Origin of the sequence: Methylosinus sp., from assembly GCF_036560965.1 — a bacterium.
GTDB lineage: Bacteria > Pseudomonadota > Alphaproteobacteria > Rhizobiales > Beijerinckiaceae > Methylosinus.
This window is the reverse complement of sequence record NZ_DATBQF010000056.1, coordinates 1-23000: the sequence shown is the minus strand read 5'-3', so window position 1 is coordinate 23000 and position 23000 is coordinate 1. Positions and strand designations below refer to the sequence as shown.

Sequence of the window (23000 nt, the reverse complement as noted above, 5' to 3'; positions counted from 1 at the left end):
ACATGAGATCGGTTCTGCGCATCCTCGTCTTTGTTCCGCTGGGGCTCGCGTTCCTATATTTCGCCGTGGCCAATCGAGGGCCGGTGAAGATTTTTCTCGACCCGTTTCCGGGGGCCGGCGAAAGCGGTCCGTCATTCGAGACGCCGCTCTATCTGGTGGTGCTGGCGGCGATCGCGCTGGGCGTGGTCGCGGGCGGCTTGTCGTCCTGGGTGGCGCATGGCCGCTATCGCCGGGCCGCCAAGGTCGCGCGCGCCGACGCCAAGAAGGCGCGCTCCGAGGCCGACCAGTTGCGCAGCCAGGCGCTGGCGAGCCTTTCGCCGGCTCCGGGATCGTCGAGCCGCTCTTTGCGCAACGACATGGGATGAAACAGGTCCATCGCGCTTGAAAAACCCTTTCGGCGCCGCTAAGAGGAACGCCTCGACGCCGGCCCTCGAGCCTGCGTCCTCGCCGCCAGCTCGGCCGGTGGAGCGTATCGTCGCAATCGGCGGTTTCAGCCGCTGAAAGCGACGCTGCACCGAAAGGCTGGCGCAGGCGAGCGAGGGATTGGTGGGGCGCGAGCCCGAAAGAGCATGCCGCTTTAGCTCAGCTGGTAGAGCACCTCATTCGTAATGAGGGGGTCGGGGGTTCGAATCCCTCAAGCGGCACCACACCTTCTCTTGTCCGGACCGCGGACATAGGTGACAGTCCGTTCCTAAGACATGGGTGACAACCTCGGGCCGAACGGGTTGTCGAGGGGCTGCAAAGTCTTCTGCTCCAGATCGATGAAGCCGAGATCGTAGCTCATGAAGCTGACGAGCCAAATTCCTTCGTCGACCTCCTTGATTCCGAGACGCTGACCGGCGAGCACGGTCGAGATGTTGATGCGCTTTCGATACATGCAGATGCGTCCGCAGGCGGTGACCAGCACGTCGCGGTCGTGGAGCGGATAGACGAGTTCCGGCAATCTCCCGTCATAGGGCTTGGCGGAAGGTCGATAGACATCGGCCGGGCGCTTCATGGCGAGCGCCTCATGTGGTCTTTCCTCGTTGAATTCTTTGATGAACTCGTCGAAGCGGGCTTGCTGTTGCAAGCTATTCGATCCGGGCGGACGGGTCGCCTCCTTCTTCAAGGTGAGGTGCACGCGCTCATGGCGGCCGTTCTGCTGGGGATGGCCGGGCTTGATGCGCTCGATCTCGACGCCGAGCCGCAGCCACCAGACGGAGAGCTTGGAGAGGCCGAAGAGACCATTGGGACTGGCGAAAGGAACGCCATTGTCGGAGCGGATGGCGCCAGGCAAGCCGCGCTCGCGGAACAGCCTGCCGAAGGCGGTGATCGCCGGGTCCTCTCTGGTCGATTCGAGCGCCTCGCAGAGCAGCAGGAAGCGCGAGGCGTGATCGGTGACGGTGAGCGGATAACAGTAGCGTCCGGAGCCGAGCTTGAACTCGCCCTTGAAATCCACGCACCACAGATCATTCGGAGCAAGACCTTGCGAGAGCTGCGTGCCCTGCGCGCGCGGGCGACGGCGTCCGAGCGCCTTGACGAGGCCGTGCCGGCACAAGACCGCATGGATCGTGCTGTTGGCGGGGACGCGGAAATCGCCGTCGAGCTTGCGCAGCAGCAGCTCGCGGATTTTGCGCGCGCCCCAATGGGGCTTTTCGTGCTTGCAGCGCAGGATGAGGCCTTCGATCTGCTCGGGCAGCTGGTTGGCGTAGCGCACCGGCCGCCGCGAGCGGTCGGACAGCGCCTCGAGGCCATGCTCCTTGTAGCGATCGAAGATTTTATATCCCGTTTTGCGCGAGATGCCGAACTCCCGGCACACGTCGCTCATCGCCTCGCCGTCGAGCAGACGCGCGACGAACCGAAGACGCTCTTCCATAACCGAACACTCCTTCCAGGGCATTCGACATCTCCCGCCAGGCTAGCCTGGCGGGAGATGTCACCCATGTGTCCGGAACAAACTGTCACCCATGTCTCAGGTCGCTCACTCTTGTCCGGACCGCGGACATAGGAGACAGGGCCGAGCCACTGCGCAGATCGCGCGTGGGCGATCAGCCGAACAGCAAAATCGCGAATTGCAGAGCCAAATGCTCCGAGCCACGCACGCTCGCTTGGCCGCTCTCATAGATTTCGCCGACCGAAACGCTCCTCTCGACCAATTCACAAAACGCCGCATGAGCGATGGCGATCGTGCAATCGGCCGACAAGCCACTTTTCTCTTTGCGGATCACGCTGTCGACGCCCGACAAATCGATCGTCCAAGCGCCGCCCCGCTCCCCTTCCACGACGATATGACAGACGCCGCGTAGATTGCCGACCTTGGGCCGTCGCTCCGAAATGATGTTCGGCGCCTGCGACCGAAAAAACGCGTCGAGATCCAGCCCCTCCGACCGCGTCGTCGCCGATCGATCGCCATGCGGATTTTTGTAGAACGTCTCGAGCGAGTCGAAGCCCAGACAATCGTTCATGACATTGATGCGGGCCTGCAAGTGCTTGGGAATCGCCTTCGACGGAATAGAACGGCCTTTGCCGACCGAATCGCGACTGATCTCCTTCGAAAAATGGACTTTGAGATCGCCCTCGCCGCGATCATGCTCGGCGGAAAATATCGTCTCCAAAATGCCGTCGTCCCAGGAAACGCCCAAAAACCGGAAAATGGCCGGAATGGTCGTCTGCGGATCGAGCGTCAGATTTTGATAGGAGACCCGCAAGCAGCGGCCTGGATGCCGCGTTTCGAAATCCAATATTTTCGTGTTTTTATCCAACCAGCTTTCGGCCATCGCCGCCGCCAGATTTCTCGGATCGTCGCGCACATAGGGCGCGAGCTCCTCCATGAAGCCGAGCGCGCTGAATTTGAGACATGATTGAACGACATCCATGCAATTGCGGTAGAGGCATAAATATCGGGCGTTCGGGAACACGTCCGACAATATTTTGAGGTAATCCACGTTCAGCGTGGTTTTTTCGCACCATATCCGCTTGTCGCGGCTGGACGCATAGCGCGACATCAAAGTTCCGACGATGTCCCGCACCTCTCGCAAGACGCGAGCGATCCGCTCGCTCTCCGAGACAGACAATCGTTGTCCGATCGAATAATAGATCGCATTATACAAATTCGCGCATGTCGGACCGAGGGACAATTGCGCCGGACACGCAATGTCCGGATGCGTATCGACAATGACGCGAAGCAGCGTCGAGCCGGATCGCTCACAAGACAAAATGAATATCGGCTCGCTTTTGTCATCGTGCAGAGGCATCGTCTCGGTGTCCCAATCAATGGTGCCGATGGTTCCGGCGCAAAATGGATGAGTGGCAGAAGAGCGTGACGGTCGAGCGGGCGTTCGTCGCTACCCGGACCAACGCCTTCGAGCCTGTCTCACCTTTGCGCCGACACGGGAGCGTGGTCCGGCAGCAGCGTCAATTTGCGCACGCTTTCCCCCGCGAGAAACGCCGCTGGAAGACCGGCGACCCAGCTCGCCTCTTGATCGCCGTAATAGGGCGAGCCGACCTGGCCCGATTGGCCGGCCGGCAATTCCAGAATCCCGTCCTTTTCATGATCCGGCGCGACCACCATGCGCGCGCTGGCGCCGGAACGCGACGCGGCGTATCGCACACATTCCACACAGCCCCGCTGCGGCTCGACAGGCATGTTGAAGAATTGCCCGATGACCGGAAGCCCACCGAGCAATGGATGAGCCACTCTGACCTTGCTCAGCTTGCCCCAGGTCAAGCCGTCGATCGACGCTGCTCCCGCCTTTTTGGCGAGACGCTGCGCGCTCGTTTCCAATATTGCGGTGATGAAGGACGGCCAATCCCGATAGGCGCGATCGGGTAGGAGATCGTCGCGATCAGAGTCTATGATGCGCTGCAAGGGCACATCGACGCCGCTCCATCCATAACGAAACGAAGAATCCAATTCCCGGCATCGTGTCATGATCGGCGAGATCACCGCGTCGACCAGCTCCCTGCGAAACTCGACGAGCAGAGGAAGGCCGACGGACTCGCTTTCCGCCTTCCCATCCCAGCCCTCCATGGAACGCCGAATATCCGCCAGGCGAGGATTATCGCCCGATCGCGACGCCAAAACGCGCAGGGCCAGCGCTTGGTAATAGCGGTAGAACTCCGTCACCGTATCGAGCTGCAACGCGAGCATGTCGCTCTCTGCGACGCGCGTTCGCTCGCGCAATAATTCGCTCACTCTCCATGCCCGGTAGCCCCCGTAATAGTCATGTCCGATGTCCGGCGCGAACGCAGCGACGCCCGGCATTCTGTTGTTGGCGTTGACGAGAAAGCCGCTCGGCGGATCGACGATGCTCGGAACCTCCTCCGCGGCAAAAAAACCGCGCCATCCCTTATCGCTTTCGGCCCAACTCTCGCTGTATCGACCATCGAATCCGAAACGCTTCGGCAGCTTGCCCATCATCGTCCAGGCGATGCTTCCAGCGCGATCGGCGAGCAGCACGTTCAGCGGCGGGCCGCCGGCGCGATGAAACAATGACGTCGCCTCGCGCACGTCGCCGACCCGATCAATGTTCATGAGCTCGAAATTCGTCGCGGCAGGATCGAGGATCGTCCAACGGATCGCGACCTCGTCATCGAGAAGCTTCTCGGATGACACCGGGCCCCAGATCGTTTCTCGAATGGCGAGCTCACGCGCCTTGCCGCCGCGAATCTCGATCGTCTCGTTCCGCGTGACAAAGGGCAATGCGCCTTCGGGACCGCGATATTTGTCGGGATCCGCCGTGGGCTCGATGCGAACGAGATCGATGAAATCTCCCGCGACGCTCGTGAACCCCCAAGCCACCGAGCCATTGCTACCCGTCACGACAAGAGGCGCGCCGGGAACCGTGAGGCCGCCGAGACGCACGCCGCCGTAATTCAGCTCCGCCCGATAAAAAATCCCCGGCGCCGATAGGCCGAGATGCATGTCATTGGCCATGATCGCGCGCCCGTCGCCGGTCTTACGTCCGCCCACGACCCAGGCGTTGGAGCCCTGCAGCAATTCCGGCTCGGCGACGAGACCCGAAGTCTTCTTCTTGTCCACGAGCCGAAGCAGCTCCGCGATCTCGTCGAATGGCGCGGGCGCATCCATCGCGCAATGCAACGGACCGCGTGGCGCGAGCCTCTCATTGTAGCAATTGCCGCTCGGGCTGAGAAACGCGAGCACCGTCTCCGGCAATGCGCGTCGCATGACGCTCGCCATTCGCTCCTGCATCGCGCTATCCGACGTCTTCGCCGACAATCCCAGCAAAACGAGAGCGCTGTCTTCCGGACGCCATGGCTCGGGCCGATAGCCGAAATAGATGAACTCGACCGGAAGCATTCGCATCTCGCTCACGGCTTTGTTCACGCCCGCGCTATAGGCGACGAGCACGTCGCGCTGCTCGAGAGACATTGCTTCGACAACCCTGGAAGCCACACGATCGAAACCCGACGTTCGCGCGCGCATATCCATCGTCACGGCCTCTCGGCCGAAGACTTCCGCCAGCCGACCGGACGCCGCTCTACGGCTCAGATCCATCTGAAACAGTCGATCTCGCGCTGTCGCATAGCCCAGCGCTTCATAAGCGTCTCTTCGGTTCTCGGCCCGAATCTTCGGAATATGATGCGCGTCGAATTCGATCTCGACGCTCGCCGAGAGGCCTGGAAGAACACGCGAGCCATCCTCTTCCGGCAAGGACAATCGAACGATCCCGGCGACGATGATTCCTGCCGTCACGCCGAGCGTGACGACGCCGATCGCCGTCCAACGCAGAAATCCAGACTTCGACATAGCGACATTCTCCTCGCCCGACAGATCGCTTCCACACATTTTCGATCCGCTGAATTTGCGGCGATCAGGAAAACAAATTTCGGCGCTCGACTCGACCCAGCCGCGCATGTCGAGCCGCGAGCTGTTCCGAACGGATCGCATCCTGGATCGCTCTGTCTCTGGTCGCGACGATATCGAGCAGCTCGCCGAGAGCGATCTGCGGTCGCTGCAACGCCGTCTGCAGCACAGCGCGGAACAGCTCGGCAAAGCGATCGATCGTCGCCGCAGCGAAGAGGCCCGACCGATATTCGAATACGACGCCCAATCCCTCTCGCCTCTGATAGACGTGAAGAACGAGATCGAGCTCCGCGTGACTGGACTCCAGCGACATCGGCTCGACCTCGAGCTCGCCGATATCGAGCTCCAAAGTCGGAACATTGTGGAACGCCACCTTGGTCTGAAAAATCGGCGGATAGCCGGCGTCGCGATCCGGCCTCAGCGCCTCGACGAGCCTGTCGAAGGGGAAGCTCTGATGATCATAGGCCGAAAGAGCGAGCACACGAACGCGCTCCACCAATTCTTCGAAAGTCGGATCGCCATCGAGCCGCACGCGCAGAGCGACGAGATTCACGAAAAAGCCGATCACCGATTCCAGCTCGATTCGCGGACGATTTGCGACGTCTGTTCCGATCACCAGGTCCGACGCGCCGCTCAAATAGCGGAGCAGCGTCGCGAAAGCCGACAATAGGGTCATGAAAGGCGTGACGGCGCGCGCGCGATCGAAACCATCGAGCGATTGCTGCAGCTCGGCCAGCTCGAGCCCATGCGACGCCGCATCATGACCGACCGCAGCATTCCTCGGTCGATCGGTCGGCAGATCGAGACGCGGAGGCGCGCCACGAAGATGCTCACGCCAATAAGCCAAATGCTCGGCGGCGGCGCTCCCCTGCAGCTGCTCGGCATGCCACGCCGAATAGTCCGCATATTGAATCGCGAGCGGAGGAAGCGCGGCGTCCCGCCCTGCGCGCAGCGCCGAATAGATCGCCGCGAACTCGCGTAGAAACACCGTGAACGACCAACCGTCGAATATGATGTGATGAAAGCAAAGCAGCACGGCGGCGGCAGGCCCCTCCACGCCGACGACGCTCGATCGATAGAGCGCGCAACGCACGAGTGGGCCGCGCTCGAGATCGAAAGGCGCGCCGGCTAATTCGCTCATAACGTGACCGGTCTCGCCCTTCGTGTCGATGGCGGCCTCGACGACTTGCCGATGAATGCGCAGAGTGAGATCGGCGAGAATTTTCTGCCTCGCGCCGCCATTCTCCGTCACGAAAACCGTCCGCAACGATTCGTGACGCTGCACGACGACATTCAACGCAGCCTCCAATAGATCGCCGTCCAACGCGCCCGCGACGCGAACCGCCACCGTAAAATGATAGGCCGAGCTGGACGGATCGCGCTGCTGCATGAACCATAGCCGCTGCTGCGCATTGGAGAGCGGCGTCGGCGCGGATCGCGACGCGCGGATGATCGGCGTCGACACACGCGTCGACGCGCGACCGCGCGCCGCGTCGACGCGCGCCGCCAAATCCGCGAGATCGGGCGATTCGAGCAACGCGCGCAACGGCAATTCGATCGCGAAAATCGAGCGGATGCGCGACACGATACGCGCCGCGAGCAGAGAATGCCCGCCGAGCTCGAAAAAATTGTCATTGACCCCGACATGCGGCGCATCCAGCAGCTCCGTCCAGATCTGCGCGATCGTCTCCTCTATGAAATTTCTCGGCGCTATGTGTCGCGAGAGCACATCGGCCGCCGGCGCCGGCAACGCCTTACGATCGATCTTGCCATTCGGCGACAAAGGAAGCGCGTCCAGGCGAACAAAAGCTTCCGGAATCATATAAGCGGGAAGCGTCGCGCGAATATGCAGACGCAATTCATCCGATGAGAATTTGTCAGCGGCGCACTCGACATAGGCAATCAGCCTATGGACGCCTTTCGCCATCTCGCGAATGACGACGCACGACGCCCTGACGGCCGGATGGCTCGCCAATCGCGCCTCCACCTCGCCCGGCTCGACGCGATTGCCTCTGATTTTCACCTGGTGATCGATGCGTCCGAGAAATTCGATGACGCCGTCCGGACGACGACGACCGAGATCACCCGTGTGATAGAGCCGCCCGCCGATCTCGCTGAAAGGATCGGGTAGAAAGCACGCCGCGGTCAGATCCGGACGATGCAAATAGCCGCGCCCCACCTGAAGTCCAGCCACGCATATTTCGCCGGCGGCGCCGACCGGCGCGAGCTCGAGCCATCGATCGACGAGATAGAGCCGCGTATTGTCCACAGCGCGGCCGATCGGAACGCTCAGATCGTTTCCTTCTGGCGGAACGTCGATCGGATAATAGGACACATCGTCCGAACATTCCGCCGGACCATAGGCATTGAGTAGGCGCACATGCGGAAAGCGCTCCATGAAGAGCCGGCAGAGCTCTGGACCGAAGGCCTCGCCGCAGGGCAGCAGCCATCGTAGATGGCGAAGGCTCGGCCGATCGTCGGTCACATCTAGCAGCGCGCGGATCATCGACGGCACGGTTTCGAAAATCGTGACGCGCTTTGCGTCCAATCCGTCCAGAAGGCGTTCCGGATCACGCGAAATGTCGTCGGGAAAAATCTCCACCCGCGCACCGATCGTCAACGCAGTGAGAAATTGCCACACCGATATGTCGAAGCATTGCGACGCAGTCTGCGCGACGACATCGTCGCGCGTGAGATCGAGCGCTGGCGCTTTGGTGATGAGATTGTTGAACATTCCGCGATGCTCGACCATCGCGCCCTTCGGCTTTCCCGTGGAGCCGGATGTGTAGATGACGAAGGCCAGACCGCCATCGCAATGGCGGCGACGGGGGTTGCTCATTCGACTTTCCGCCGCTTCGAGCGCCGCGAGATCGAGCACGCGTGGCGCAGCGACGAAAGGCCCGACGACGAGTCGGCCCGCACGCCCGAGATAGTTTGCTCCGACGCCGAGCAGCGGCGCCGCGCTTTCGGCTAGCACCTGTGCGACGCGTGCATCCGGATGCGCTGGATCGAGCGGCAAATAGGCGCCGCCAGACTTGAAGATCGCAACAATGGCGACGAGAAAATCGATCCCGCGATCGTCCAGCACTCCGACGACGACATCCGGGCCGACGCCGCGATCGATCAAAGCGTGCGCGAGTCGATTGGCGCGCCCATTCAATTCCGCGAACCGAATCGACGCTGTGCCACAAGAGGCCGCCACACGATCGCCATTGGCGGCGGCCCTCGCCTCGAAGCGCGCGACGAAATCGAGCGGCTCGCCATAGTCGCGCTCCGTCTCATTCCACGCGAAAGTGAGCATCTCGCGCTCCGCCGGCTCCAGAAGATCGAGATCACAGAGCCGTCGATCGCATTTGACGATCAATTGCTCGAGCGCGCGCCGGAACGCTTGCGCCAATCGGCGCGCTGCATCGTCGTCGACGCGCTCGCGATCATAGGTGACGCGCAGACAGAGCCTCTCGCCGGGCACAGCGACGAAAGTGAGCGGATAATTGGTGTGCACGCGCAATTGCAGAAGATCGATATCGAGCACATCCTTCTCGCCGCGCACGGAAGGGTCGAGCGGCGCATTCTCGAAGGTCAGCAAATGCTGAAAGAGGAGACCGCTCGATCGGGAGATCGCGCTCCATTGCTGAATTTTCGTCTGCGAGACGAATTCATATTGGCGAATGTCGAGATTGTCCGACAATATCTCGCGTAGCCAATCGACGACGCGCGCCAGAGGATCGATCCGCACGCGCAGAGGCAGGCTGTTGATGAAAAGTCCGAGCGTCGACTCCGCGCCTTCGAGATCGGTCGGACGACCGGAAACCGTGACGCCGAAAACGACATCGTCCACGCCCGCGGCCCGACCGAGCGTAAGAGCGAGCGCCCCCTGGACAAAAGTGTTCATGGTGAGCCGATTGCGCAGGGCGAGCGCTTTCGCTAGATCATAGATGTCGTCGGGAAGATCGACGATCACATCCTCGACCAGCGTGGCCGCATCAGCCTGTGGCCGCCGCCCGCCGACGAGCGGCGTCGGCTCGACAAAGCCGTCCAGATAGCCGCGCCAGAATTTCTCCGCCGCATCCAGGCTCTTCGCCTCGATCCATTCGATATAGCGCCTGAATTGCGGTGGCCTCGGCGGCTCGATCCGCTCGCCTCTCGAGGCTGCGGCATAGTGCCGGCGAACGTCGAGGATCAGCGGCGACGTGCACCAATCGTCAAGGATGATGTGATGAAAGCTCCGCACACAAATATGTCGCGCCGCGGCGAGACGATAAACGCGAATGCGCATCAGCGGCGCGGCCGATAGATCGAAGCCGCGCGCGCGCTCTGCGGCGAGATCGCGATCGATCTCCTCGATCTGCTTTTCCTCCGATAAAGCGCTCAGATCATTCGTCTCGAAGGGCAATATCGCCGAATGATGCACGATCTGGCACGGACGTCCTTCCCCCGACCAGTCGAAAGAGCTGCGCAATATATCGTGTCGCGTCACCACGCTGCGCCATGCGTCGGCAAAGGCGTCGACATCGAGCCTGCCTTTGATCTCATAGCGATCCTGCATCAGATACAGGCCCGTTCCACTCTGCGAGATCGCATGGAACAGCAGTCCTTCCTGCATCGGAGTGAGTGGATAGACGTCGACGACATCGTCATGGAGACGTGTCACGCGCTCGACGTCGCACGGGTCCAGCGCGAAGGGCGCCGCTTGCCGATCTCCCGTCGCAGCTATCTCTAGCTCCGTCGTCGGCCGAAGACGCATCGCCAGCGACACGGCAGTCGGATGCTGGAAGATGTCGCGCGGCGCGACTCGATAGCCTTTCGACCGAAATCCACTCGCCGCCTGAATAGCGCGAATTGAGTCTCCGCCAAGATCGAAGAAATCATCTTCCGCGCCGACGCGCGCGAGCCCCAGCGTTTCGGCGAAGACGACGCAGACCAGCGTCTCCGCCTCCCCCACGGGCGCGACGAAGCGATCGTCGATAAGCGCGTCGAGATCCGGCGTGGGCAGCGATCTGCGATCGATCTTTCCATTCTCGAGCCGCGGCAAGCGACCCACAGGAACGATGAATTGCGGCGTCAGATAGTCGGGCGCCGCGCGGCGAACCGCATCCTTCACCTCTCTCGAATCAATATCGCCGACCCCCACGACATAGGCGATGAGCCGCATGTCACCTGCCGCGTCGGCTCTGGCGACGACCGCCGCTTCCCGAACGTCCGGCAGATGCGACAGCGCCTCTTCGACTTCCGAGATCTCGACGCGATGACCCCGTATCTTCACCTGGTCGTCGTCACGCCCCAGAAATTCCAGCACCCCATCGCCGCGATATCGCGCGCGATCGCCGCTTCGATACAGCCGCTCGCCAGCAGCGCCGAACGGATCGGGCACGAACTTTTCCGCTGTGAGATCGGGTCGATTGAAATAGCCACGGACAACGCCCGCGCCGCCGACATAGAGCTCGCCCGCCACTGCGAGCGGCGTCAGCCCGCCTCTATCGTCGACGATGACGACCCTTGTCCCTGCAACCGCGCGTCCGATGCCGACACTCGTCGATCGCGCGTCGGCGGCCCGGATTTCGCCGGCGGCGCACCACACCGAACATTCCGTTGGACCATATTCATTGTAGAGCGCCGCCTGCGGGACGATCACAAGGTGACGCTCGACGACATCGCGCCGGCAGGCTTCGCCCGCCACTATGCAACACTGTAGCGTCGCGCCCCGTCCATCCGCCATGACGCCCAGCAGCTCCCGATAGAGCGACGGAAGACAGAGCAGATGCGAAATTTTCCTGCCGTCGATGAGCTCCACGAGCGCATAAGGATCGCGACGCCTCGACTCCGACACGAGATGAAGCCGTCCGCCACGGGCGAGCGTCCAGAACAGGCCTGCGAACGAGCTGTCGAAGGAAAGCGACGACAGAAGCAGAAAGTCCGTCGGCGGCGCAAGGTAGAATTGACAGCGCGCGAGCAGCGAGGCCGCCGCATTTCGATGGGTCGCCATCACGCCCTTGGCGTGCCCGGTGGAGCCGGAGGTATAGACGATATAGGCGAGTTGATCGGGATGTATGGCGACATCGACGGGGTCGGCGACGATATCTGCGAGCGCATCGCGCTCGATAAGGACGATCGGAACCGCGCCGGCCGGAGACTCGCGGCCTCGTGTCGAAATCAAAGCTCGTGCTTTCGAGTCGCGGAGCATGTAGGCGAGCCGCTCGTCCGGATAGGCCGGATCGAGCGGAACGAAAGCGCCGCCCGCCTTCAGAACGCCGACGACGGCCGCCACATAGTCGGGTCCAGGATCGAGCAGCACGCCGACAGGCGCATCCGGCCCAACGCCATGCCGCAGCAGCAGTCTCGCGATTTGATTGGAGCGCCGATCCAATTCGCGATAAGTAAGTGTAGCGTCATCGGCGACGACCGCGAGATCATCTGGTCGCGCGCTTCTACCGATGATGTTGTGGAGAAGCGCAGCGCCGCTCCATTGCAGATGGTCACCCGTCGACGCCGCCATGATCGCTCGCCTCTCCGAGTCGGCGAGCATGCTCACATCCCCGACAGATGCATTCGGCGATCCGAGAAAGGCGTCGACGAGCCTCGCGAAACGCTCCGCCATAGAGGTGATCGCAAATCGAGAAAACGCCTGCTTGCGATATTGGAAGGACAGAACGAGCTGCTCGTCATGCTCCGCCGCCATCACCTTCAAATCGAACATTTCCACGCGGTCGGTCAATGCGACAGGCTCCGCGGATGTGCCGAGCAGATCGATCGTGCCCGTCTCCTCGCCGAGCGCGAGAATGGGCGCCGCGCTATGCGTTGCGCCTTGCGCCTGCTGCAGGACGAACCATGTCTGAAAGATTGGCCATTGGTCCTCCATGCGCGCCGGCTTGATGCGCTCGACGATGAGCTGAAACGGGAGCCGCTGATGAACGATCGCGCCTTTCACGCGATCATTCACACGCCGCAGCAGCTCGACGAAGCGCTCGCCCGGATCGACCTTCGACCGAAGGGCGACCGCATTGACGCAATTGCCGATGATCGCCGCCGACGATCGTTCGAGACGTCCGCTCGTCGCGCCGCCGACGATGATGTCCCTCTGACCGCCGAGCCGCTGCAGCAGAACGAAATAGATGGTCAGCAATACGGAATAGAGGCTGACGCCATTGCGCTTTGCGAGCGCCTTCAAATCACCGGTCACATGGCGATCGAGCAGGAGAGGAGCGGAACCGCCTCGATAGTCCCGTTCGCCGTCCCGACGGCCATCGCGAGGGAGCGCGAGAATTGGGAGAGGACCAGCGAGCTGCTCGCGCCAATAGGCCCAATCGTCCTCCGCCGCCGCGGATACGAAATAGTCCGCTTCACGGACGACGAGCGAGTCGTAGCTGGCGCCGGATCGCTCGGCAGCGTCGGCGGAATCGGTCTGCGTCCGATAGTGCCGGTCGAGATCGTCCAGCAGCAGCACCAACGACCATTGATCGAGCGCGATATGATGCGCGACGAACAATAGCGCGCATCGCTCATTCGCCAGCCGATAGAGCATGACGCGCAGCGGCGCCTCGCTCTCTATGTCGAATGGCCGATGCGCCTCGGCGGACATTTCCGCGCGCAGCTCCGCCTCGCTCCAATGCGAGGCGATCTGAATTCGCATAATGTCGGGAGCGCGGTCCAGCACGATCGGCTCCGCCGCTCCATCGTCGACACGCGTCCGATAGATCGTCCTGAGCTGCGTGTGTCGCTCCACCAACCGCTCGATTGCAGCGCATAAGCGCGCTGCGTCGATCGGCGTCTCGAACCGCATCGCGAGATGAAGATTGTATACTTGGCTCGCGCCATCGAGCCGATGTATCGTCCACATCGCCCTCTGGCTGAAGGACAGCCTAGACGAATCCCGTTCGCGCTTCATGCTATCGCGACGCTCGCCGGCCTCTCCCTCGGAGATTCTCAACAGCGTATCTGCAGCGCCGGCCGCGGTCACGTCCGAGAGCAGAAGCTCGATCGGCGTATCGATGTCGAGCGCGGCGTCGATACGGTGCTTGAGCTCCACAATGCGCATGGAGCTCAGCCCCGTCTGAGCGAGCGAGGTCGCATCCGAAAGCTCGCTCGCTGGAATGGCGAGCAGCTCCGCGACGCTCGCGAGCAGAAAGCTGCGGATCATCTCGGCGCGCTGTCGCGCACCGATGAAGCTCATCGCACGCCACAAAAATGCTTGCGATTTCGATCCGGCGTCGCGATCGCCCGGCGCCGCGTCCAGCGTCGCCGGGCGGTCCCATCGCGCAACGATCGCCAATTCCTCGTTCAAAAATCGACGACGACAATCGGCCCGACGCAGCTTGCCGCTCGATGTCTTTGGAACCGAGCCGGGACGAACAAGCGCGACATGCGCCGGCTCGATCCCTACGTCTTCCGCGACAGCGCGACGAATGCGGCTCAGAACGTGGCCATAGGCGGTGTCATCCGCTCCCGCGACCGCGCGATCCGGCTCGGCGACGACGACGAGATGCTCATCATCGTCCTCGGTGACGGCAAAGGCGGCGGAACAACCGGGACGGACGCCCGCCACGCTCTGCTCGATCGCGGATTCGACATCGTGAGCATGAAAGTTCCGTCCCGCGACAATGATCAGGTCCTTCAACCGACCCGCGACGAATAGATCGCCTTTGTCGAAGAATCCGAGATCGCCGGTCCGCAGATAATTGCGATCGTCCTCGCCGAGGATTCGCGCTTCGAACACGCGCGCCGTATCCTCGGGCTTGCCACGATAGCCGCGCGCGACGCCGGGGCCCGCGACCCAGATTTCACCAACGACGCCGGGCTCGCTCCGCGTTCGGCGATCCGGATCGACGATCGCCACATCATAGCCCGGCCACACCTGTCCGCAGCCGACGAAAGACTGCGTCTTCCCGCCCGTCGCGCGCAGCGCGCGGCCATTTTCCAGGGCGGCTCTGTCGAGCTCGATCACAGGCGGCGAATGTCCCTGCGCCGGCGCCGTCACGACGAGCGTGGCTTCCGCCAGCCCATAGCATGGCGTGAACGCCTCCCGCCGAAATCCGCAATCGGCAAAAGCGTGCGCGAAGCGCTCCAACGTATTTGAACGCACCGGCTCGGCGCCGCTGAATGCGATGCGCCACGCGCCGAGATCGAGATCGCGCTTGTCCTCTTCTGTGATCTTGCGCACGCAGAGATCATAGGCGAAGTTCGGACCACCACTCGTCCGCGCTGCATAGTTCGATATCGCCTTCAGCCAACGCAGCGGCTTGGCGAGAAAAGCCATAGGCGACATCAGATAGGCGGTGGAGCCGACATAGAGCGGTTGCAGCACATTCCCGATCAGCCCCATGTCGTGATAGAGCGGGAGCCAGCCGACGAGATCCGAAGCGGCGTCATGTCCGAAGCTCGCCTCGATCAGCGCCTGATTGCTCAACAGATTGGCGTGGGTGATCATCACGCCGCGCGGCTCGGCGGTCGAGCCGGACGTGTATTGGAGAAAGGCGACGTCCTGCGCGGCCGGCGAGAAGGACCGCCAGTCGAGCGCTCCGCCGCATTCAATGTCGTCGGTGGCGATCCAGCGGGCCGAGGCGCCGGGAAATCCTTTTTCGTCACTCGCCGCGAAGCGTAAGCGCATTTCCTCCGTCGTCAGCATCACCGACGGTTGGGAGTCGCGATAGATCGCGCTGAGCCTCTCGAAATGGCGTCCCGACGGAGGATAAGCGGGAACCGCGACGACGCCGGCATATAGGCAGCCCATGAAGGCTTCGATATAGGCGAGGCCCGGCGGATAGAGCAGCAGAGCGCGCTCGCCTCTCGCGCCTTCTGCGATGAGCCGAGCGGCGATCGCGCGCGCGCGGCGATCGAGATCCTCGAAGCTATAGCGTGCGCCTTCGCGCTCGCCGTCATCCAAAAAGACATAGGCGGTCTTCGTCGGCTGCGCCTCTGCGCGAGAGCGCAGGAGATCCACGAGATTGTCGACATGCGCGCCGGGACGCGCGCCTCTTATTTCCGTCGAATGCAAGGTCATGCCGCCAACCTCGATGCTCGCCGCCGCGTCCGAGCTCGTTAGAAATCAGGAAATGTAGCTGAGATATGATTTGTAGTATGGCAGGATATGGCGCGCCGGGACGCCGCCCCAGAGTCCTAGCGCGATGAGAAGATTGTAGTAGACATTCTCGAGCGGCATGCCTTCGAGCAAGGCGAGCGCTCCGCTCGCGACGCTGCGACGCGTATGCCAATCGACATTGAAGGACAGCGACCGATCGAGGCTTCGCACTTGATGCAGCGTTCCCGGCGGCAAATAAAGAAGATCCATCGGGCCGACGACAACTTCGCCGCGCCGCGCTTCATTGAACAGCGGAAAGCGGTCGATGTCCGGCTTTTCCGCATCGACACGGCACCAGCGCCAGTCACGCGGATAGCATTTTGCGCGCTCCTCCTGCGGAAGCAAGATGAAGCGCTTGCGACCACAGACCTGGAAGAAGAGGTTGTGAGTGAGAAGACAATCGAAATGCAGCGGCGTGACGCTTCCCGTCGGGCCGAGGAACATTTGAGCGAATGTCGTCCAATCGGCGCCATACCATTTCGGAAAAAACTGCTTCGGGAATGGAGCCAGATCGACGGCGGCGTCGCAAATCACGCTGGTCAGCGGAATATCGTGGAGATAGGCCGGCGCAGCAGCCGCGACGCCGGCGTCGAGCGCGCGGTCATATTCGTCGAGCGCGTCGATATACGAGTCCAAGCGAGATTTCGTCACGCATATGCCCGACGCATTCCATGCCTTCAAGGTGATGAAGCGGCTCCCTGCTCTTTCGCGTAAGCTCGAGAGCGTCCAATCCGATAGCGCATCGCAATGCTTCAGCGCCCCGCGCAAGACGACGGGCTGTCGCATCGCCACATAGTCGCGCATGAATTCATTTGGCGAAAGTTGATCGCGCTCGTCGACGCGATAGCTGTCCGACCTAGTCACGTCTCGCTTCTCCGCCATTAGACGTCTGACGTCGCCAGCGACGCAAAGGTTTCTGCGCGCGGCGGCGTCAAACACCGTCTATGAGATCGGCTCGCTCGGGATGAGCCGCGGAAGACGCGGCGACGGAGCCACGTTGTCCGCCGATCAGACCTTGGGGGCCGCCTCACCGTCCATCTGCTTGCGAAGGCTGAGGGGCCGCATGTCGGTCCAGACCTCTTTGATATAAGCGAGGCAATCGGCTTTGAGACCGGTTTTGCCGACTGTGCGCCAGCCGTTCGGAACTTGCTTGTATTCGGGCCAGATCGAATACTGCTCCTCGTGGTTCACCACCACATTGTAGATCAAGCTCTCGTCTTCTTCCCATGCCATGATCGATACCTCCTCGTTATATTCGACGCATCCTTCTCGACCCGCGCATTCGAAGCGATGCGTGATGCGGAACGGGTCAGGCGCTCGCCGCGCCTCTGGCGGCGGCTCTCACCGCGTCGCGAAAGCGATCGACGATTGCTTCGACGTCGCTTAGTGCGAGAATAAGCGGCGGCAGCATTCGCACCACCGCGCTGTTTCTTCCACCAAGCTCGACGAGCAAGCCACGACGCAAGCATTCATGCTGAATTGCGCGGGACAATTTCCCGGATGAGGATGGACGAGCAGCGATCGCGCCGTCGCGACTTTCCTCGACGACCTCGACGCCGATCATCAAGCCGCGCCCGCGCACATCGGCGATACAGGATTCTTCCCTGGCGATCGCTTCGAGCTCCGCGCGCAGCACGCCCCCCATCTCCGCCGCATTGACGTCGAGGCCTTGCTCGCGCACGTAGCGTATCGTCGCCGCGCCCGCGACAAAGGCGAGTTGATTGCCACGAAACGTTCCTGCATGGGCGCCGGGCCGCCAGAGATCGAGATCGCGTCGATAGAGAACCACCGAGAGCGGCAGACCACCGCCGATGGCCTTCGACAAGACGAGAACGTCCGGCGTTACGCCCGCATGTTGAAACGCATAGAGGCGACCTGTTCGCCCGAGTCCGGTCTGAACCTCGTCGATGATCAGGGGAATTCCGTAGCGCTCGGTCAAGCAGCGAATGTCGCGTAGCCAGGCGTCGGGAACGCAATTGACGCCGCCCTCGCCCTGGATCACTTCCAAGAGCATTCCTGCCGGAAGAAGAACGCCGCTATTGGGATCATCGAGAATCGTTTCGATATAGCGCAGACCGATATCTGCGCCGGCTTGACCGCCAATGCCGAACGGGCAGCGATAATCCGACGGAAAGGGGAGAAACTGCACTTCCGCCGACAGACCGCCAATCGCCGCCTTTGGAACGCTTTCTCCGCTCACGCTCATCGTGCCGAGCGTCATGCCGTGATAGGCGCCGTGAAAAGCGAGCAACCCACGGCGGCCGGTCGCGGTCTTCACGAGCTTCAGAGCCGCCTCGATGGCGTCCGCGCCCGATGGCCCGCAAAACTGAATTTTGAATTGCTTTTCGAAAGGCGGTGGCAAGCTCTCATAGAGCTCGCGGATGAAACGATCTTTGAGTGGAGTCGGCAAATCGAGCGTCTGAAAAGGCACTTCTTCGCTCAATGCATTCTGAATCGCCTCGACGACGACAGGATGATTGTGGCCGAGCGCGAGAGCGCCGGCTCCTGCCAGACAATCGATATATTCTCGTCCCTCGACGTCCCACACGCGAATTCCACGGCCGGATTTCAAGGCCAGGGGAAGACGACGCGGATAGGTTCGCGCATTCGATTCGATCGCCTCTTGTCGGTCGAGATATTCATTGCCGAAGATAGGATAGGACGGTCGCCAACGAACTTCGGACGACGCGGCCGCTGCGCTATCCGCCTCGGCGGAAAATTGCTCTACCGCCGGCAAAGCATCTTCTACCGGCGCGCCAGCCATGACTGCGCCTTGTGTGACATTCTTGTCGGAATGCAAGGAGTGCGACGCCATGACCTTGAGTCCATATTTCGTTTCGAACAATTCGATAGGCTGACCGATCAGCGCCCCATGCCGAGGCGAAGCCCATTATCGATTGGGTCGACCGCGATTCGCCTTCGATCTGTCTCGAGGAGTAGACGCATGAGGACAGCGAAACGCGCCTAAAAAACTCGAGTCGCGCTCGATTAGTCTTCGAGAGACGATCATGCGTTCTCTCGCCATTCGATCGCCCAGTCATGCGGCCGAAAGGCCTTGCCCATCGCCACGAGCACACGTCGCAGCCCGGAAAAAGGCGTCCTCGCATGCACTGCGAGGATATTGTCCAGAACGAGCACGTCGTTCGCGCGCCAGGTGAACATGCGCATCGCCCCACGATAGACGCCGCGAAGATGCTCCAACGACTCCGGTTCGATCGGCGCCCCGTCGCCATAGTAGGTCTGAGTGGGAAGATCTTGTTCTGCGAACTCCGCCTGCAGCGATTTTCTCACGACAGGCGGGAGAGTCGTGACATGAAAAAAGGTCGCGTGATTGAACCAGATTTCGTCGCCTGTCCGAGGATGGCGAATCATCGCGGGTCCCGCCTGGCGAGTGCGCAATCGGCCTTCAGACACCCATTCGGCTTCGACGCCGATGCTGGCGCAATAGCGTTCGACATCTGTTGGATCATTGGTCTGAAAAACGGTTTGCCACGGCAGACCAAATCCTGCTCCATAGTTGCGGACATAGAGGACGCCTCGTCGCAAGAACTCGGACTTCACCGCTGGGTCGATGGCGCTGGTGATCCATCGATTGTCGCCGATCGGCGTTTCGCCTCCTTGGAGCGGCGGCGTCTGGCAAAAGAAAACGAGATAATTCGGACACATTGGCGAATAGGCATGCTCATTGTGAGGAAATATACTCTGGTCCGCCGGATAATCTGTCGCCGTATAGACGTTGTGGCCGATCTCCGTTCGCGGCGAGGCGCGAAAGCGATATTCGAGCGCCGCTCCGCATGTATTCTCGACGCATTTTTCGAAATCCTGCACATCGGTCAAGGAAAAGCCTCGCAACAAAACGGCGCCGTGGCGTGTCGCCAGTTCCATGAGCTCCTCAGTCCGTCCGGCAGTCCAATCGGCAAGCCGAAGTCCCGGCGCCTCGGCCTCGATGACACACAGGGATTCCCCGAACTCCGGCCAGATTTCGCGTCTCGACAAGTCTTCGGCGCGAAGGGGGACAGGCTTCCTGCGTATTGTGGCGATCCACGGCGGGGCGATTCGTCCAGGCTTCATCGACAGCCTCCTTCCACAGCGCCATTCGGTTCGTTCGGACTCTCCGTCAGCGGGTAAGACGTTCGAGCCGGGTCGAAAACGCCATGAAAAATGTCGACCCGACATCCGTGCATGAAACGCTCCGCGCTGCTGGCTCGCCAGGAAAACGGCTCCGATCATTCGATCGGCGAACGAAAATCGCTGTTCGAGATCCATTTTTTGGCGCGCGTCTCTACCCTCGCACGTCTTAGCGATATGGGATGCGACGTTTGGCGCGTTGGTGGATCGGTCGCCGACGCGTTCTTCGGGTCGCGCATCTCGATCGGACGAAATTTGAAGGAAAGATCAGCGCGCCGTCCTTCTCGGACAAAGACTGGTCGATACGACGCTCGTCATCGAGAGACATGCCATGCACGATAAAATTTTGATCATGGGCTTGCCGGGAGCCGGAAAAACCACCTTGACCAGAATGCTCGCGCCGCTTCTGAAGGCGGTGGTCTTCAATGCCGACGACGTTCGCGCGAATATTTCGAAAGATTTGGGGTTTTCCGTCGCGGATCGGATCGAGCACGCGCGCCGCATGGGTTGGCTATGCGATCGTGTCGTCGATGCGGGCGGCGTGGCGATCGCCGATTTCGTCTGCCCTACGCCTCAGACTCGTTCGGCGTTCGGAGCGGATTTCGTCATATGGGTGGATCGCATTCGAGAAGGGCGCTTCGCTGACACGAATCGCCTTTTCGTTCCGCCGGACAGCTATGATCTCCGTGTCGATCCGGAAGGCGATTCGCGCTTCTGGGCCGAGCGCATTCTGTCGATGCTACGTTCGACGCACGAGCCGTCGACGCCGATGCATTCTGATGATCGAGCACGAGCGCTCCCCTCGCAGGGCGGACGCGACGAGATCGATCGCACCACATAGAAGATGTTGCGCGGCGACGATCGGGGCCCCGCACGGCGCTGATGTGCTGGAAGGCTTCCAAACATCTTCTCTGCAAGCCTTCCAATGAATCTCCTTCGAGATTGACCAGCGCCGACGCTTTTCAATGCTTCGTCTTCGAGAAGGGGCAAGGACGACAAAAAACAGCCGTCTGATCGATCGTGCCCCAGAGCGTGGTGTAACTGGATCGAGGCGGACACTGGGATTTCCGGCTTTGGCCGGCAGGATCAGGCGGTCACAGCGGACAGCCTGACGATGGGATCATCGCTCAAAGACGCGATGGTTTCCAGCGTCATGTAGCGACCGCGCTGCACGGCCCATTCATCGTTCGTCTCGAGCAGGATCGCGCCGACGAGACGGGTGATGGCGTCCTCGTTGGGAAAGATGCCGACGACCTCTGTGCGGCGTTTGATCTCGCCATTCACCCGCTCGAGACCATTGGTCGAATAGATCTTCTGCCAATGGTCCTTGGGAAAGGTCATGTAGGCGAGCACGTCCTGTTCCGCCTCGCCCATGAGAACGGCGAGCTTTGGCAAGGTGGGGCGGAGCTGATCGGCGACCTTGCGCCACTGCATTTTGGCGGCGTCGGCGTCGTCCTGCGCGAAAGCCGTGGCGATGAAGGCGGAAACGACCCGGCGGCCGCTCTTGCCGGCATGGGCGAGCGCGTTGCGCATGAAGTGCACCCGGCAACGCTGCCAGCCGGCGTGCATCACCTTGGCGACAGCGGCTTTTATGCCCTCGTGGGCGTCGGAGACGACGAGCTTGACGCCGCGCAGGCCGCGCCGCCGGAGCTTGCGCAGAAAATCGGTCCAGAAGGTTTCGGCTTCCGAAGGGCCGATGTCCATGCCGAGCACCTCGCGCCGCCCGTCATTGTTGACGCCGATAGCGACGATGACGGCCACCGAGACGATGCGGCCGTTCTGGCGGACTTTGACGTAAGTCGCGTCGATCCAGACATAGGGCCAATCGCCTTCGATCGGGCGATCGAGAAAGGCTTTGACCTTTTCGTCGATCTCCTCGCAGAGCCGGCTGACCTGGCTCTTGGAGACGCCGGAGCCGCCCATGGCTTTCACCAGATCGTCGACGGAGCGGGTCGAGACGCCCTGGACATAGGCCTCCTGGATCACCGCGGTCAGCGCCCTCTCGGCCACGCGCCGCGGCTCGAGGAAGCAGGGAAAATAGGTTCCCTTGCGGAGCTTGGGGATGCGCAGCTCCACCGTTCCGGCGCGGGTCTCCCAGTCGCGATCGCGATAGCCGTTGCGCTGGGCCAGCCGATCGGACGAGCGCTCGCCGCGCGCGGCGCCGGTCTTCGCGCCGACCTCCAGCTCCATCAGCCGCTCGGCGGCGAAGCCGATCATCTCGCGAAGGAAATCGGCGTCGGGGGACTTTTCCAGAAGCGCCCGCAGGTGTTATTCGGCGTGCAAGTTTGACCCCCATACGAGGGGAATCGGCGTTGAAAATTGACCCCCTCTGGTGAAGTCCGGACAGTCTGCCCGTTTTGGTTGAAACGGCGGGCGGTGGGGGATGTTGATTGTGGAGACGATCGGACGAATCCGTCGCGAGCATTTCGTCAAGGGCAAGACGATCAAGGAGATCGCTCGCGATCTGGGCATTTCACGGAACACGGTCCGCAAGGCGCTGCGGTCGGAGGCGACGTCCTTCGCTTACGAGCGCGACAATCAGCCGTTTCCAAAGCTCGGGCCTTGGTCGGACAAGCTCGATGAGGTTCTCGCGGAAAACGAGAAGAAGGCGCCGCGCGAGCGGCTGACCCTGATCCGTATTTTCGAAGATCTGAGCGGTCTCGGCTATGCGGGCGGCTATGACGCCGTGCGTCGCTGCGCGCGCAAATGGCGCAGCGAGCAAGGCGCGCTGACAGCCGCCGCCTATGTGCCGCTGAGCTTCGAGCCGGGCGAAGCCTACCAGTTCGACTGGAGCCACGAGATCGTTGTGCTCGACGGCGTGACGACGACCGTGAAGGTGGCGCACATGCGTCTGTGCCACAGCCGCATGCCTTTCGTTCGCGCCTATCCGCGTGAGACGCAGGAGATGGTTTTCGACGCGCATGATCGCGCCTTTACCTTCTTCAGGGGCGCCTGCACGCGCGGCATCTACGACAATATGAAGACGGCGGTGGA

Annotated in this window: 13 protein-coding genes and 1 tRNA gene; 4 read left to right on the top strand and 10 right to left on the bottom strand. The window is 61.7% G+C overall.

Going from position 1 to position 23000, the window contains the following annotated elements; genetic code table 11:
- Nucleotides 1-2: 2 nt before the first annotated feature.
- Nucleotides 3-365, top strand: coding sequence for a LapA family protein (locus tag VIF40_RS14240; RefSeq protein WP_331938169.1), 363 nt, complete (start codon nucleotides 3-5; stop codon nucleotides 363-365).
- A 206-nt stretch (nucleotides 366-571) separates the two neighbouring features.
- A tRNA-Thr gene (locus tag VIF40_RS14235) sits at nucleotides 572-647 on the top strand.
- 44 nt (nucleotides 648-691) lie between these two features.
- Here the strand turns inward: VIF40_RS14235 and VIF40_RS14230 are convergent.
- The 9 genes from VIF40_RS14230 to VIF40_RS14190 form a co-directional block, all read right to left on the bottom strand.
- Nucleotides 692-1879: an IS481 family transposase gene (locus tag VIF40_RS14230; protein ID WP_331938168.1), complete on the bottom strand. Its 1188-nt coding sequence runs from the start codon at nucleotides 1877-1879 to the stop codon at nucleotides 692-694.
- Nucleotides 1880-2027: 148 nt separating this feature from the next.
- Nucleotides 2028-3233, bottom strand: a complete 1206-nt coding sequence (locus tag VIF40_RS14225) for a sulfotransferase (RefSeq protein WP_331938167.1) — start codon at nucleotides 3231-3233, stop codon at nucleotides 2028-2030.
- A 119-nt stretch (nucleotides 3234-3352) separates the two neighbouring features.
- Nucleotides 3353-5788 (bottom strand): penicillin acylase family protein, encoded by a 2436-nt coding sequence (locus VIF40_RS14220; protein ID WP_331938166.1) that lies wholly within the window; start codon nucleotides 5786-5788, stop codon nucleotides 3353-3355.
- Nucleotides 5789-5813: 25 nt separating this feature from the next.
- On the bottom strand, nucleotides 5814-15800 hold the full coding sequence (locus tag VIF40_RS14215; RefSeq protein ID WP_331938165.1) for an amino acid adenylation domain-containing protein: 9987 nt from the start codon (nucleotides 15798-15800) through the stop codon (nucleotides 5814-5816).
- 45 nt (nucleotides 15801-15845) lie between these two features.
- Complete coding sequence (locus VIF40_RS14210; RefSeq protein ID WP_331938266.1) at nucleotides 15846-16682, bottom strand: cupin-like domain-containing protein; 837 nt, start codon at nucleotides 16680-16682, stop codon at nucleotides 15846-15848.
- 204 nt (nucleotides 16683-16886) lie between these two features.
- Nucleotides 16887-17111, bottom strand: a complete 225-nt coding sequence (locus tag VIF40_RS14205; protein WP_331938164.1) for an MbtH family protein — start codon at nucleotides 17109-17111, stop codon at nucleotides 16887-16889.
- A gap of 76 nt (nucleotides 17112-17187) precedes the next feature.
- The gene (locus tag VIF40_RS14200; RefSeq protein WP_414684812.1) at nucleotides 17188-18615 is read right to left on the bottom strand and encodes a diaminobutyrate--2-oxoglutarate transaminase; all 1428 of its coding nucleotides are present in this window, start codon (nucleotides 18613-18615) and stop codon (nucleotides 17188-17190) included.
- A 269-nt stretch (nucleotides 18616-18884) separates the two neighbouring features.
- Nucleotides 18885-20144 carry a TauD/TfdA family dioxygenase gene (locus VIF40_RS14195; protein ID WP_331938162.1) on the bottom strand — a complete coding sequence of 420 codons (1260 nt, stop codon included), beginning with the start codon at nucleotides 20142-20144 and terminating at the stop codon, nucleotides 18885-18887.
- 31 nt (nucleotides 20145-20175) lie between these two features.
- Nucleotides 20176-20499: a hypothetical protein gene (locus VIF40_RS14190; protein WP_331938269.1), complete on the bottom strand. Its 324-nt coding sequence runs from the start codon at nucleotides 20497-20499 to the stop codon at nucleotides 20176-20178.
- Between VIF40_RS14190 and VIF40_RS14185 the strand changes: the two genes are divergently transcribed.
- Nucleotides 20398-20847, top strand: a complete 450-nt coding sequence (locus tag VIF40_RS14185; RefSeq protein WP_331938265.1) for an adenylyl-sulfate kinase — start codon at nucleotides 20398-20400, stop codon at nucleotides 20845-20847. The two genes, VIF40_RS14190 and VIF40_RS14185, sit on opposite strands and share 102 nt — an antisense overlap.
- 245 nt (nucleotides 20848-21092) lie before the next feature.
- Here the strand turns inward: VIF40_RS14185 and VIF40_RS14180 are convergent, their stop codons facing one another.
- The gene (locus VIF40_RS14180; RefSeq protein ID WP_331938264.1) at nucleotides 21093-22271 is read right to left on the bottom strand and encodes an IS256 family transposase; all 1179 of its coding nucleotides are present in this window, start codon (nucleotides 22269-22271) and stop codon (nucleotides 21093-21095) included.
- A gap of 118 nt (nucleotides 22272-22389) precedes the next feature.
- On the opposite strand from VIF40_RS14180, the gene istA reads away from it, so the two are divergent.
- The coding region (istA, locus tag VIF40_RS14175; RefSeq protein WP_331938161.1) for an IS21 family transposase at nucleotides 22390-23000 on the top strand (611 nt) is incomplete at its 3' end.